We start from the raw sequence: 13499 nt of genomic DNA on the forward strand, positions 1-13499 counted from the left end.
TTTTATTTTTGAAAGGAATGATTGGAAATTGATACAATAGAATGCATTTTTACGAACATCAATAATATAAAGGGTTTTATTTAACTGTTTTAATTTGGAAACGAAATATTGAAAATGATCGTCTAATAAAAAATTAAGATGAATACATTAATTCAAACAAGAATTGATTTTGTCGACGAAATATGACAAATTGCTACGCTCTTATTTGCTATATTAATTTTGTGTAATTGGATAAATATGGAAGTATTAAAGCTAAATTTACAAGAAGGAATAGTAAATAAGGGTAGGGATGAGTTTAGTAATGGAAGATAATCTTAGAAAAATTCAACGTTTACTTAAAGGTGGCGATGTTAATCAGGCAAGGAAAGAAGCGGAAATGCTAATAAATGGAGAGCCAGAGGCTGCTTTCGCTAATCTTTGTTTAAGTTATGTTTATTTTTATGGATTAAATGATAATGAAAATGCGAGTAAGTATATAGCAAAGGCACTGCAATAAGAGTATTTAAATGAAGAGGTACTCTCGGTGGGATTAGATATTTTCAGTGCTCAAAACAATTATAAAAAAGTAAGGGAATTAGCAGAGATAGGATTGAAAAACTATCCTGAAAATGGAAAGTTCAATTTCTTTATGGGAGAAGCTGTTAGATGTTTTGAACCCGTTAAGAATTCGCTAGTGTATTTAGAGAAAGCGATAGCACTGGAACCTGAAAATGAAATTTATTTAGGGAAGTATGCGTATATTCTTTACACATCTTTTCCTAAAAAGCAAGAGGAGGCATTAAGAGCAGAACGGCAGGCTTTAAAATTAAATTTGGAAAATACAATCAACCTTGTTTTATTCGCAACAGCAGCAACGTATCAGGGGAATTTTAAAAAAGAAAGGATGTTTGCGGAAGTTGCACTGCGGCTAGATCCATATAATAAGGATGCATATTCGATTTATAAAAAGACGATTGGGACAAAAAAAAAAATTTGTGATTTTACCGCAAAGTTTGCACATGTTATAGGATTGCCGGTCTCAAAATTCTGTTCATTATTTACGTTTGTATATTTTAAGAATAAAAACTTATATTACTTTTTATACTTTTTAAGTTCATTTGTTTGGGGGATACTACCTATATATTTAATAGGTTGGTATGCGAGTACCATTTATATTTTATTTTTTGTGATGCATTTCATTTCTTCTAAAATTCAAGAGAAGATTCATAAGGAAGTTGGATTAATAAAAGCGGTCGACAAGAAAAATATTCTACGAAGTGATCAAAATACAAGAGAACAAGAAATTTCAAAAAGAGAGCATAAGTTATTACCAGAAGAGCATATAGAAATCCAATCGTATTCAAATATTGAACATCCGAGATACAATATTTGGTATATTTGTTTGTTAATTGTTTTGTCTCTTTTACTCGTTTTGCGTGTCGGAAACTTTTATAGTCCTTATCATAAAGTATATAAAAATAATATACCAAATAATTATGCAGAACAGCCGCAGAGTTATAAGCCGTATCAGGATGAAAATGTGGTGCCGAATAATCATGAAGAAAAACGAAGTAGTTTAATTATATCTAAGGACAAGTTACAGAGACAAGAGGAGCTAGATCTTATTTATATGATTTCGTCAGCATTAGGTTTATTAGAAACAAGTGACTTTAGTGAAAAATCGCTTCGTCAATTTATAACTGATAGTTATGTTCCTACTGTTATGGAAAAAGCGGGACAACAAAGCATACAGAGTTTAAGAAGTGAATACCTTGTTAGAATATATAAAGAAGGCACAAATGTATACGTGTTAATGAAAAACGATGGTAGTATCTCAATTATAGAAATATCACAGGGGGAAATTAGTCATATTTACGGGGAGAATTGGGATAAAAGTGAGCAAGAAATAAATACATATCATGAATTAATTGATAAGTTTAAAAGAGAAGGAGTACAGCTAGAGTAAAATAAAACTTAACGTGTTAATACAGGTAGGGAAGCATAGTGATAAATTAAACGCAAACAAGTCAGATGTTTTTTAATCTGACTTGTTTGCGTTTAAAGTTGGAGTACAATCTACCGTATCAGCTATTTCAAGCGCTACTACTTATTGAATTAAAATAAAGCTTAATTATTTATAATCAATGGAACAAAATACTAAATTTAATATGTTAGAAAATTGAACTGAGGAGAACAGTATAGATTAGATCGATATTATTTTTAAGACCATTGTTAAAAAGACGATATGGAAGATTAAGATGAAGGATTTGAAAAGTATAGACAGCTTAGTATTAGCTTTTGAACTAGTTTGCAGCGCCAACTGAAAGATGAATGTCATGTAAAACCTTGCACGTCCTTTGTTGAGTTGAAACAAGAGATTAAGAAATATATGACGTACTATAGATATCAATGGAATTTAAAAAAGATGACTCCTGTTGGATACAGAAATCATCTTCTTGATGTTGCCTAAATTTTTCAAAATGTCCTTTACAAAGGGGACAGATTATATTTAGGGTTCCTCTGTTTTTTAGATTATTCGCAAATATTTCCAGTTGCTATACCAGTTGGAGCAACACCTACTGGAACCGTATCTATAACCGTATTTGTGGCAGTATTGATAACAGAAACAGTATTGCTACCTTGGTTTGTAACGTAGGCGAGAGTGCCATCTGGTATGATGGTTACTTGATCCGGGGATAAGGCAACAGGAATTGTATTAATTACAGTATTTGTCGCCACGCTTATTACTGATACATTATTACTAACTTTATTTACAACGTAAATACGTGTGCCATCTGGTGTAATATCTATACCAACCGGTTCAGCACCTACGTTAATTGTATTAATTACGGAATTAGTAGCGGTGTCAATAACAGAAACAGTATTGCTGTTTTGATTTGTGACATACGCACGAGTACCATCTAGTGTAAAGACGATTATTCTAGGACGAATGCCAACAGAAATGGTAGCACTAACTGTATTAGTAGCAGTATTAATAACAGAAATATTGTTGCTTAATTCGTTTGCAACATATGCAAAGGTTCCATTTGGAGAAACAGTGATTCCTTGCGGAGCGTTGCCAACAGGAATGGTAGCAACAACTGTGTTAGTAGCAGCATTGATAACAGAAACCGTATTATTACCGTGATTTCCAACATAAACAGTTGTGTTATTTGGAGTAACAGCTACACCGATTGGATTAGATCCAACAGGAATGGTAGCGACAACTATATTAGTGGCAGTATTAATAACAGAAACGGTATTAGAAAAAATATTAGTAACATAAGCGCGAGTTCCATTTGGTGAGACTGTTACTTCGAGTGGTGCATTATCTACAGTAATGGTAGCAACAACTGTATTTGTTCCGGTGTTGATTACAGATACTGTATCATCTGTGGGATCGTCTATGGCTCCTGCGTTTGTAACATAAACAAGGAAATTACATGCAGGTCCAGTGGGGCCGGTTGGCCCAGTCGGTCCCGTAGGTCCTGTTGGACACTCACAATCTCCAGTCGGCCCTGGTGGTCCTTCCGGTCCTTGAATACCTTGCACACCTTGAGGTCCAGTCGGCCCTTCTGGTCCTTCCGGTCCTTGAATACCTTGCACACCTTGAGGTCCAGTCGGCCCTTCGAGTCCTTCCGGCCCTTGAATGCCTTGCACACCTTGAGGTCCAGTAGCTCCTTCTGGTCCTTCCGGCCCTTGAATACCTTGTACTCCCTGAGGTCCAGTCGGTCCTGGGGGTCCAGGAACTCCCATTCCAGTCCCAGAGCCAGTGGGTCCAGGTGGCCCAGGTGGTCCTTGAAGCCCTTGCACACCTTGGGGTCCAGTCGGTCCTTCCGGTCCTTCTGGCCCTTGAAGCCCTTCCACGCCTTGAGGTCCAGTAGCTCCTGCAAGTCCTTCCGGTCCTTGAAGCCCTTGCACACCTTGAGGACCAGTAGCTCCTTCTGGTCCTTCTGGCCCTTGAATACCTTGCACACCTTGAGGACCAGTAGCTCCTTTAGGTCCTGGAAATCCTCTAGGTCCTGTCGCTCCAGTAGGACCGGGTATTCCGATAATATTTAATAGAGAACTATTTAATATTCCTTGCAAAATTAAGTTGAATGTTTGTTGTAACAATGGGTCCGATATATTGGAACAACTAATGAGCGAAGATAAATTTTGGAATAGAAATTGGAATAACGCAGAGATTTGAGTAAGAGATGCAGTAGGCAAAGAATTGATTAATTGAGTGATAGTTCGTATAACTAAATTTTTATTTGGAGTATTTGGTTGTACTGCAATTATTAAATCATTTAACGCTTGTAATGATGATTGGAGTATTTGTATAGTTGTCGGATTTGGCGTGGTAAAGAAAGAAAGGATAGCTTGATTTAATTGGTTAATGAGGGACAATAATTCTTGTTGCTGAGAAAATGAGAAAAAAACAGGTGTACAACAATTACTTTGATCACAAGAGGATATAGAAATAAAACAGGGAAATTGGAATTTTTTGCACGGATCGTTTGAGTTTTGATTATTTTTCATAATTACCTCCTTTTTAAAATTTTATCATCGTTAAGTATGCTTTAAGAGTTTGTATTTTCTTCTGCATTTAAAGGATTTGTAAGTATTTGTGTAATGTTCAGGAATATTTTTCTTCTAAGTATATGTTTAGAAAATTAAGACGTTCTTATGGGACGTATAATCAATACTTGGTTATTAACAAGAAGTGTAAGTAAGGCTAGAAAACAAAATGGAAATATATTTTTATTAACTTAAAACATAAAAGAGTTATTTATTAAGTGTTCTAGTGAAGAAATCATCTATTTGCAAAAACTACTTTGTTTTATAGGAAAAGTAATATAAATGGAAAAAATTTAAACACTCAAGTAAATAGCGAACCGAATGAAAAAATAAAGGAAGACAGCTGATAGAAATAGCAGGAAGTTGGATACAAGCCGTAGGTTTCATAATTTCATTAATTGGACAAATACGTGAAGAAAATGAGGAGTTGGAAGGGTGCGATTGATAGACTAGTTTAAAAAATTAAAATGTAACTATTTTCTAAAATGAAAATGAGTAATTTTCACCTTGTTTTTTGATGAATTATTTTTATATGAAAATCATATAATATATTGTAGGACAAGCAACCAGTTTATAATCTATTAAATACTCCAAGAGCTTACCTTTTATATATCTTCGCATCTACTGATCTAGATGCTCTTTTTTATTGAACAAAACACCCATTTGGAAAGGAGGTTAATAATGGGAGTGACATTAGAAGAATTAGAAAAGTGTTATAATAAAGCCTTTATTGAGGGAGCAGAGTACGTAGCTGTTCAGATTGAAATGGATGGATTTCATAGCGATGAAGTAATTATTGACGACAAATACAGTATAGATTCTAAATTAAAGTATTATAAGAAAACATACAATGAAAATTTAGAACATAGATGGATTCCAGGGATTCGTATTGTAGGTTTTGCATATGGTTATTCGTTCTCAGAAATTCTACATGAATTAGGGTTGCTAGTGAAGAAATGATTAAACAAATAGCAGTTATTTTACGCGATGCCGTGCTTTTAGTGGTGTCTTTTTTTGTTGTGAAGGAAAGATATAAATAAAAAAGAGAGCCTAAGCTCTCTTTTGAATAGATACCTAACGTTTATGCACAGATTGGAATTCCTAATGCTATTAAGGTCAATGCTACTTGAAGAGAAAGTTCTAATCTAGCAATTTCGATTCCAGCGACTGAGACCACTAAAAGAGGTTGTCCATTAACGAACAAAACACAGCTTTCCATACTTTCGCCTCCTTTCGAGTAATCTAATATAGTATATGAATGAAATTATAATACGAAATAGTCAGATTAATGAATTTAATAGAATTGATAATTTAACCTATGGTATAAAAAAATTAAGTAGACTAATACCTGATTTATTAACACCATATATGAAGGACAAGAATATATTAGGAGTATATAACAACGTAGGAGTGGTAAATATGTTCTTTGCAAAGTTACGCGGTAGGAATGAAGTTCCACCAGTAGAAACAGGTGCTCGAGGAGAGGCTTTCTTTAAATTAAGTCCGGACAAGCTTAGCTTAAAATTCAAGCTAGATTTATTCGATATAGAGGATGTAGTAGCTGCCCATCTGCATCTTGGGTCAAAAGGAACGAACGGTCCTGTTGTAGCTTTTTTATTTGGACCTATAACAAATCCAGTTTCAATAGAGTGTGCAACTCTTACGGGAATGATTACTCAAGAAGATTTGGTCGGGCCGTTAGCGGGTCAAACATTAGGTCCTCTTGTAAATGAAATCATATCTGGAAACATATATATTAATGTTCATACAGTACAACATTCTAATGGTGAAATACGAGGACAATTGAATTATTGTTAATGAATAAAAGTAGTGAAAAATAAAGCATCCGTTTAGGGTGTTTTTATTTTGTGAAGGTTGTATAGATAAATAATCTATTTTTAGTAATCTTAAACATTCATTTCTAAAATTTTGAAAGTGGTCGAATTTAAAAAATAGTTATCAGAAACTTGTTAATGAAATGCCCCTTCAAAAATTAAATTAGTATTAGTAGATGAACCTTGTAAATGAAATATGAAAGTGTAACAGATAATAAAAATTTTTAAACCTAATCAAAGCTAATCAAAGCTAATAGATTAACTCTCCGCACCCACTGAATTAAAGGATCATAATATAACTTGTAATTACTTTTAGGGAAGTGAGATGAAAGTAATGTTTTATTCTTATTTTGCTACTCAAGCTGGTATGCGACCAGCGTATGGTACATCAATAACGTTTAGTGGAGCACAAAGTACAGTTCAAGCTGTTCAACAAGCATTACAAATGCAACAACAAATGCAAATGCAGCAACAAGGTATCCAGCCGTATTATTCATCTATGGAGTATTTTTACCCAGTGCATCAAATCACACCGTATGGAAGTTCTTTTCTTACTATCCCATATGGAACTGTATTTAATCTATAAATTGAAAGTTTAATCAGTAGGGGGCAGGTATCCCAAACCGATTATTAGTCCTCGCTAATTGGACATATACGGACGATCTGGCTCCTACCTACCTTTCTTGCATGTTCCGAATTTTTTTTTTGGAGTCTTATTACCCGCAAATGGAGAGGGGGATATGTAAGCGTCAAATAGTCCTCACCTACAATTTGTAAATAGCCAATGAGATAATCTCCGTACATACTACAAGTGTTTTTTGACGAGATAATACCGATTAAAGAAAGAATGTGAATTATCTTATCATGACAAATGATGGTTAGTGGCTCTGTATGCAAGGATATATGAACATTTATTTACGCGGACCAGATCGAAATGTAACAACGAAGTCCTATCTGCGGGTATATCGTACAGGATGATTGTCATATAACTATCAACCAACAAAAAGCAGGAGAACATCTGAATCGTTTTTTTACTGGTTTTGAAAGATATTTACAGCCGTAATATCTAGTATTTTGTTTATAATTGTAAGTAGTTATTAAAATGTATAAATGATGTTTTTTTTATAAATAAAAAAGGAAAAAGGAAAAATAATGCAACTTTTGAATTTGTTTATTCGTGTTATATATGAAAGGAGGAGGGGGATGGAGATTGAAGAAATATATAAGGTTTATATAAACGATGTGTACCGGTATTTATTTTCCCTTTCTCGTAGCCATCACGTAGCGGAGGACTTGATGCAAGAGACTTTTTATCGAGCGTATCTTTATTTAGAAGACTATGAAAATCAAAAGGTAAAATCATGGCTTTTTAAAGTGGCATATCATACGTTTATTGATTATGTTAGGAAAGAGAAAAAAGTAACCTTTGTAGGAACGGAGGAATTAGAGACAATACAAGCGGGGGAATCTACAGAAGAGTATGTAGTCGCAAAAAATAGTTATGAAAAGTTAATTCAGATTATTCATACTTTACCGGTAATAGAGGCACAAGCTATTTTATTATGTGACGTACATCAATTAACGTACGAAGAGGGTGCTTCTGTATTAGATTTAAAGTTAAATACGTATAAAAGTCACATGTTTCGCGGGAGAAAGAGATTAAAAGAATTGTTAAAGGAGGAAAAGAGTCAAAATGACAAATGATAAACCTCATTCTGAACAAGATGATTATAAAGAACTGTTACAAGAAGCTATTCATCAAAGACCGGCTTCACTATCTGATGGAAAACAAGAGCAATTGTTGAAAATAGGTAAAAAAAGAGCACGTATTACGAATGTTTTAATTGTATTTACTTTTTTATTACTTATTCAACCTATTATATATATATCAACACTCTTATATTATACATTGGCACCTACAAACGCAATGGAGATACGGAATGTAGTAAATCAAACGTTAAGTGTAACAGAACCAAATGTATTTTTGAAAGATAGGGACATGGAGCAAACGTTGTTACCGCTTAGTTTGCAATTGCATTTTGATTTGTATAAAAGAGTAGGAAAGAAAGATATTCGAATAGGAGAAGAGAAAACAGATTATGTATTTAGTAGAGCAACGAAAGTAAGCCGTGAATATACAACAGATGAAAAAATTCCGGAAATCCCGTATATAGACAACGAAGTATTGTCTCATCCTAATAATTATAATGTGTCCTATAATAGTAGCGAAGAAGCGCAGGTATTAAAGGGTCTTCCGCAAGAATCTGTTGTAGAAGCATTTGTATCTTTTAGAGAATTATTAAGTGTACAAGAGGTAACGGATATGTTTCCTACTATTGATATTGTGTGGTATGCCATTAATACAGGATTAGAGGAGAAGCAAACGAATGAAGAGGGTATGTATGTAGCCCCGATTGGCTTTCCAGCAGAAATGATTTCAAGGCCAAGTGGTGCTTTTGAAAGTGATTCACCTCATGAGGAACAATTTATTGATGTTTTAAAGTCATTACAGAAGCATGAAGATTTAGCAGTGAAGCTATCTAGAGAAAAAGTATTAGAGTTGTCAAAGCGTATTTCTTTCCTTGAAAAAAATGGGGTGAAAACATACGGGGCAGTTGTAACTGGGCCTAAAGTAGAAGTTGAAAAATTGATGAGCCACGAAAAAGTTAGAAAATTGAAAGTAGGTGAAGCGAGGTTATGGAATTGGCATTCTTAAAAAAAAGAAAGAATCATATGTATAGACAGGAAACGTGGATGGGGACTATTTCATTAATTATTGCCTTTCTAGCGTTATTGTATTTGAACATTATATTGCTTATTCAAGAAACATTTATAGGTAAAGGTTTTCTGCAAATAGTTGGTATTGGAGTGGTGTGCTCAGTCGTAGGGATGATCACAAAAAGCAAAAGTCGAAAATATGCATTGTGGGCATGTAGTTTATTTGTTTTTATGTTGTTGTTTGCTGTATTTGGATTTATGTTAGGTTGGATGATAAGCTTTGGGCCATAAAAAAGAGCGAATGTAGATTCGCTCTTTTTTGTATTGAAAGTAAAATAGCTAAGTGAAGAATCCATTAAATTTGAATGGATTGCTATACATCTAGGTTGTGTTTTTATTAATATGTTTTCCTCTCAAGTGTATATAAATAGGCGATAAGTATAGTGCTAAAACAATAGCTCGTCCAAACATTGCGAATCCCCCTTACATAATATGTAGTAATCAGCATGAAAGGGGAACTAACATGTCTTGCTATTACTACTGTAAGTATTGTAAAGAGTATAAAAAGAAACAGCATGATTGTTGTAAGAGCACGAGTAAGTGTAATGACAACGAGGAGAAGCTTGTTAGGGCATCTGCATTTAGAGCTAGAAATACGGTGAATCAAACGGTTCCTGCCAATACTTTTGTAAAGGTATTGTTCCAAAATGAACAATTTGATTTAGCAAATGAGTATAATCCAGTAACGTCTATTTTTATTCCGAAGACTAGGGGAGTTTACTCTATTATTGGAACGATTGGTTTCTTTCCAAACGATCCTAGCTTAAATTATAGAGCTCGTGTAGAAATTCGTGTAAATGGAAATGCAGCAATAGCTATAGATAATGATTTTTTCGGTCCAATAGGTTTTGGAAATGTAGTAAGTGTTTCGACGATTATTCAATTGAATGAAGGAGATCAAGTTGAGGTTTATGCACAAAGTAGCATAGACGGAGTTTTAAGTCCTTCAGAAGACGGCTCACATTTTGAAGCTGCAAGATTCCCTTCTCCAATTAAATAACGAAGAGAATAAAATACTTTTCAGTAGGTTTAGTTAATCCCCTACACCAAATGGTGGGGGATTATTATTATTTTTCTAAAATATATAAGTAAATAGGCTAAAGATAGTTTGTTTCAGGAGAATTTCACATGCTAGGATGTAAGGTTGAAAGTGCTAGCTTATTATGAGTATTAGATATTCTGCAGGTAATAAAAAGAGTACAACGAAACAAGTAACATGGTTGTGAAAGTTCTTAGGCATTACATTTGCTAGTCGTCTTATGGAATAGAAAAGACATCTAAATTTATTAATACATAAAAGGCCGTATAATTACGGGCTTTTTCTTTACTATATAGAAATTACATATTTAACATAGGTTTTTGTAGGTATTGCTATTGTATAGAAAGGAAAAACATTAAGACGATTACACTATATAAAAATAAAATAAATCCTAAGATGAGTAGTATGGGATGCAACTTGAACATTTTTGACCTCCTTGAGTATATAAAGAATTTTAATACATATTTGTTCAATTTAGAAGGGGAATATATTAATGAATGATGATTGAATCAATACACTAATTTAACAGAGTAGTGAACGTATAATAAATAAAGGAGTATTGTTGATTACACATTGATTAAATTGTTTATAAGCAGCAGGTAGGTTGATCGCCCGTGAAATATAAAAGTGAGTAGGTTTATGTGTACAGAATGAGAGATAAATAAAAAAAGAGCATACATAAAAAGTACGCTCTAAAGAAAGATAGGTTTTATGAGTGGATAATCTCCATACGATAATATATGCTCGATTAATAAAAACGTGTAAAAAATCAATAGATTATCAATGGAATAACATGAAATGAGTAATTTTGGTCTATTCCCGTAGTCGCGGAGCTAACCAAATTGTAAGGATTGTGAATAGAATGGATTAACAACTGGATAATGATCGTACTTCAGTTTCGTATTTCTTATAGTTTGGATATTGCGTAATAGTTTGACACTTAGGTGTGGAAAGTTGGTTAATTATAGAAACATTTGTAATTACCTCGTTACATGGACCGAAAAATGTGATTTTTAGTTTTGAGTTTGGTGGAACTTTAACCACGATAGGTTTTTTTTTCATAAAATCAGCTCCTCATATGCAGCATCTTATTCTGCACTTTTTCGTTCAGATTATAAAGGCGTATTAATATAATATGAAATTTTAGTTGAGTTGATAATAATATGGGGTTTTATGGCGTGGTGAAAATGTGGGAAATGCATTGGAAACTGAGAATATTCTATAAAATGTTTAATCGATATAATAGGTAAAAGCAAAAAATAAGTAATTTATCTAATACACTTTTTTCCTTGATACATATTATAGTAGTAAGAATTGTATTAGGAGGTAATGAAAGAGTGCAAGAAAATGTACAAGCTCAGCTTTCACCACCGTGGATCACATATTTCAATGAGTTAAAAAATTCAATTGGTGCTGATCCAACTGTTTCAGTTGGTCCGCTAATTCTAGTTGGCGGGAATTATATTATTTTAGTGCATGCGTTAAGTAATGAAAAAGCGATAGCGTTAGCAACGCTTCTAAAATCTTTTGTAGAATTTGGGAATGTAAGTGTAACAGTTATTGTAACTAATAATGAAAATAACATTGTAAATCCACTTCCATGTCCATTAGATGCATTTGAAATTGCTCATTTATTTCAAGTGGCGTTAGAAAATAATCCTTATTTTGAACAAGTTGTTGTACAGCCGCAGCTTCCTGGTGGATCAAATGTTGTCTTTCCAGTTTTTGCTGCGCAAGTGATTCAATTTTTTAATGATGATATTTCAAATTTATGTCAAACATTTACTGGTGTTGCTGCAAATGTATTTCATGATGTAATGAACGATGACATTTGTGATATCCCAATTTTATTCTCCACAAGCTGTGTTCCGAGCGGTGAGAGTGCACAATTACAAAATACAGATTTAACACCAAAACTGTTTTACTAGATTGTAAGTAGACATTTTCTTTAATAGAAAATGTCTTTTTTATATGTATTAACGTTACATTGTCTAGCTAATTGCGGATGGCGACTGAAATTTCCATTGATAAATATATAGTGTATAAAGATAGTATGTTTGATGTGAAAATATATAAGAAATGAAAGATAAATTATTTTCGTTAATATAGAGTAACCGTAAGAAACACAGAAAGTTAGCTGTCATACATATGTTTATTAGTCTAAAGAAGATTAATATCGATGAGTAGTAATAATGAAAACGTTTCTAATAATAGCGCTAATGAAGGGTTAACTAATTGATATTATTTACTAATAGATGATAGTGCATATCTCGAATTTGTGAATGAACTGTATGAAAAATAAATAGAATTAGTGGAAGTTTAATTAAAAGATTATATGTTTTGAAAAATAATATAGATTCTCCTTATTTATATTATAGATAGCTAGTATTAGGCATAAGGGGCTTTCAATAAGACAAGCTTTGAATATGATATTAAAAAGGAGATGAATTGTATTGGGGTATATTATCGATATTTCAAAATGGAATGGAACTATTGATTGGGATATTGCAGCATCTCAGCTAGATTTAGTTATTGCTAGAGTTCAAGATGGCTCGAATACAGTAGATTTTATGTATCAAAATTATGTGAATGAAATGAAGAAACGCAGTATTCCATTTGGTAATTATGCATTTTGTCGCTTTATATCTATTGCTGATGCAAGGAAAGAGGCACAAGATTTTTGGAGTCGTGGCGATAAATCTGCTAAGTTTTGGGTGGTGGACGTAGAAATTCAAACGATGATGGATATGCAAGGGGGGACACAAGCGTTTATAGATGAATTACGCCGTTTAGGTGCGAAAAAAGTAGGGCTATACGTGGGGCATCACACGTATGTATCATTTGGAGCACGTAATATTGAAGTTGATTTTGTATGGATTCCTCGTTATGGAGGAAATAAGCCAGCATATCCGTGTGATATTTGGCAATATACTGATGCGGGAAATGTTCCTGGTATTGGGAAATGTGATGTAAATCAATTAATAGGAAATAAGTCGCTTTCTTGGTTTATAGGTTCGGATCAAGTAAATCAACCTATTCAATTTAACAAAAAGAATACACAGCAATCAAATGGTATTGGTATTGTAGTTTCAAAATATCCTGTTGGGTATGGAGTAAACTATTATGCAGAGCCTGAATGTATAAATTATAAAGGTAATATTGATGGATCAAAATCTTTTCGTGTGTGGGGCAGAGCCAAAAATGCGGTAGATATCGGGCAAAATAATTGGATACTGGAAGAACATTTAAATATTAAATACCTATAAGTAAATAAATGTTTTAGGAATACGTAAAGGGCCATCTTA

The 13499-nt window shown here is 33.3% G+C and carries 14 protein-coding genes and 2 pseudogenes; 13 read left to right on the plus strand and 3 right to left on the minus strand.

What is annotated here, in order from left to right; translation table 11 throughout:
* Window positions 1–301: 301 nt before the first annotated feature.
* From DT250_RS32295 to DT250_RS16610, 3 genes and pseudogenes are all read left to right on the plus strand, one after another.
* Entirely contained in the window at window positions 302–496 is a 195-nt protein-coding gene (locus DT250_RS32295; RefSeq protein WP_255450214.1) for a hypothetical protein, read from the plus strand.
* 27 nt (window positions 497–523) lie between these two features.
* The gene (locus DT250_RS16605; RefSeq protein WP_255450215.1) at window positions 524–1945 is read left to right on the plus strand and encodes a tetratricopeptide repeat protein; all 1422 of its coding nucleotides are present in this window, start codon (window positions 524–526) and stop codon (window positions 1943–1945) included.
* A gap of 354 nt (window positions 1946–2299) precedes the next feature.
* Window positions 2300–2449: pseudogene (locus DT250_RS16610) on the plus strand (IS3 family transposase); the annotation flags it as partial.
* A gap of 62 nt (window positions 2450–2511) precedes the next feature.
* Here DT250_RS16610 and DT250_RS16615 read toward each other — a convergent pair.
* Window positions 2512–4503: a collagen-like repeat preface domain-containing protein gene (locus DT250_RS16615; RefSeq protein WP_149213359.1), complete on the minus strand. Its 1992-nt coding sequence runs from the start codon at window positions 4501–4503 to the stop codon at window positions 2512–2514.
* Between the two features lie 314 nt (window positions 4504–4817).
* Between DT250_RS16615 and DT250_RS32810 the strand changes: the two are divergent.
* A pseudogene (locus tag DT250_RS32810) lies at window positions 4818–4987 on the plus strand (DUF6944 family repetitive protein); the annotation flags it as partial.
* A 236-nt stretch (window positions 4988–5223) separates the two neighbouring features.
* Window positions 5224–5502: a hypothetical protein gene (locus DT250_RS16625; RefSeq protein ID WP_149213360.1), complete on the plus strand. Its 279-nt coding sequence runs from the start codon at window positions 5224–5226 to the stop codon at window positions 5500–5502.
* Window positions 5503–5623: 121 nt separating this feature from the next.
* Here the strand turns inward: DT250_RS16625 and DT250_RS16630 are convergent, their stop codons facing one another.
* A complete protein-coding gene (locus tag DT250_RS16630; RefSeq protein ID WP_000443219.1) occupies window positions 5624–5761 on the minus strand; it encodes a DUF3956 family protein in 138 nt (45 codons plus the stop codon).
* A gap of 200 nt (window positions 5762–5961) precedes the next feature.
* Here DT250_RS16630 and DT250_RS16635 point away from each other — a divergent pair, with 200 nt between their 5' ends.
* The 6 genes from DT250_RS16635 (at window position 5962) to DT250_RS16665 (ending at window position 10155) form a co-directional block, all read left to right on the plus strand.
* On the plus strand, window positions 5962–6360 hold the full coding sequence (locus DT250_RS16635; protein WP_149213361.1) for a CHRD domain-containing protein: 399 nt from the start codon (window positions 5962–5964) through the stop codon (window positions 6358–6360).
* 351 nt (window positions 6361–6711) lie between these two features.
* Window positions 6712–6963: a DUF3947 family protein gene (locus DT250_RS16640; protein ID WP_033656336.1), complete on the plus strand. Its 252-nt coding sequence runs from the start codon at window positions 6712–6714 to the stop codon at window positions 6961–6963.
* Window positions 6964–7580: 617 nt separating this feature from the next.
* A complete protein-coding gene (locus DT250_RS16645) occupies window positions 7581–8081 on the plus strand; it encodes a sigma-70 family RNA polymerase sigma factor (protein ID WP_088122040.1) in 501 nt (166 codons plus the stop codon).
* Window positions 8071–9093 carry an anti-sigma factor gene (locus DT250_RS16650; RefSeq protein ID WP_149213362.1) on the plus strand — a complete coding sequence of 341 codons (1023 nt, stop codon included), beginning with the start codon at window positions 8071–8073 and terminating at the stop codon, window positions 9091–9093. The genes DT250_RS16645 and DT250_RS16650 overlap by 11 nt, the downstream gene beginning before the upstream one ends.
* Window positions 9075–9386 (plus strand): hypothetical protein, encoded by a 312-nt coding sequence (locus DT250_RS16655; RefSeq protein ID WP_149213363.1) that lies wholly within the window; start codon window positions 9075–9077, stop codon window positions 9384–9386. The genes DT250_RS16650 and DT250_RS16655 overlap by 19 nt, the downstream gene beginning before the upstream one ends.
* Window positions 9387–9618: 232 nt before the next feature.
* On the plus strand, window positions 9619–10155 hold the full coding sequence (locus tag DT250_RS16665) for a C1q-like domain-containing protein (RefSeq protein ID WP_001278094.1): 537 nt from the start codon (window positions 9619–9621) through the stop codon (window positions 10153–10155).
* A 906-nt stretch (window positions 10156–11061) separates the two neighbouring features.
* Here the strand turns inward: DT250_RS16665 and DT250_RS16670 are convergent.
* Window positions 11062–11256 (minus strand): hypothetical protein, encoded by a 195-nt coding sequence (locus DT250_RS16670; protein WP_060488666.1) that lies wholly within the window; start codon window positions 11254–11256, stop codon window positions 11062–11064.
* A 275-nt stretch (window positions 11257–11531) separates the two neighbouring features.
* Between DT250_RS16670 and DT250_RS16675 the strand changes: the two genes are divergently transcribed.
* Window positions 11532–12122: a hypothetical protein gene (locus DT250_RS16675; protein WP_149213365.1), complete on the plus strand. Its 591-nt coding sequence runs from the start codon at window positions 11532–11534 to the stop codon at window positions 12120–12122.
* A 525-nt stretch (window positions 12123–12647) separates the two neighbouring features.
* The gene (locus tag DT250_RS16680; protein ID WP_149213366.1) at window positions 12648–13460 is read left to right on the plus strand and encodes a glycoside hydrolase family 25 protein; all 813 of its coding nucleotides are present in this window, start codon (window positions 12648–12650) and stop codon (window positions 13458–13460) included.
* Window positions 13461–13499 lie beyond the last annotated feature (39 nt).

The organism is Bacillus sp. AR2-1 (assembly GCF_008368755.1).
Taxonomy (GTDB): Bacteria; Bacillota; Bacilli; order Bacillales; family Bacillaceae_G; genus Bacillus_A; species Bacillus_A wiedmannii.

Coding starts and splice junctions, on each gene's coding strand:
- DT250_RS32295 (WP_255450214.1), top strand. CDS start 302: ATGGAAGATAATCTTAGAAAAATTCAACGTTTACTTAAAGGTGGCGAT.
- DT250_RS16615 (WP_149213359.1), bottom strand. CDS start 4,503: ATGAAAAATAATCAAAACTCAAACGATCCGTGCAAAAAATTCCAATTT.
- DT250_RS16625 (WP_149213360.1), top strand. CDS start 5,224: ATGGGAGTGACATTAGAAGAATTAGAAAAGTGTTATAATAAAGCCTTT.
- DT250_RS16630 (WP_000443219.1), bottom strand. CDS start 5,761: ATGGAAAGCTGTGTTTTGTTCGTTAATGGACAACCTCTTTTAGTGGTC.
- DT250_RS16635 (WP_149213361.1), top strand. CDS start 5,962: ATGTTCTTTGCAAAGTTACGCGGTAGGAATGAAGTTCCACCAGTAGAA.
- DT250_RS16640 (WP_033656336.1), top strand. CDS start 6,712: ATGTTTTATTCTTATTTTGCTACTCAAGCTGGTATGCGACCAGCGTAT.
- DT250_RS16645 (WP_088122040.1), top strand. CDS start 7,581: ATGGAGATTGAAGAAATATATAAGGTTTATATAAACGATGTGTACCGG.
- DT250_RS16650 (WP_149213362.1), top strand. CDS start 8,071: ATGACAAATGATAAACCTCATTCTGAACAAGATGATTATAAAGAACTG.
- DT250_RS16655 (WP_149213363.1), top strand. CDS start 9,075: ATGGAATTGGCATTCTTAAAAAAAAGAAAGAATCATATGTATAGACAG.
- DT250_RS16665 (WP_001278094.1), top strand. CDS start 9,619: ATGTCTTGCTATTACTACTGTAAGTATTGTAAAGAGTATAAAAAGAAA.
- DT250_RS16670 (WP_060488666.1), bottom strand. CDS start 11,256: ATGAAAAAAAAACCTATCGTGGTTAAAGTTCCACCAAACTCAAAACTA.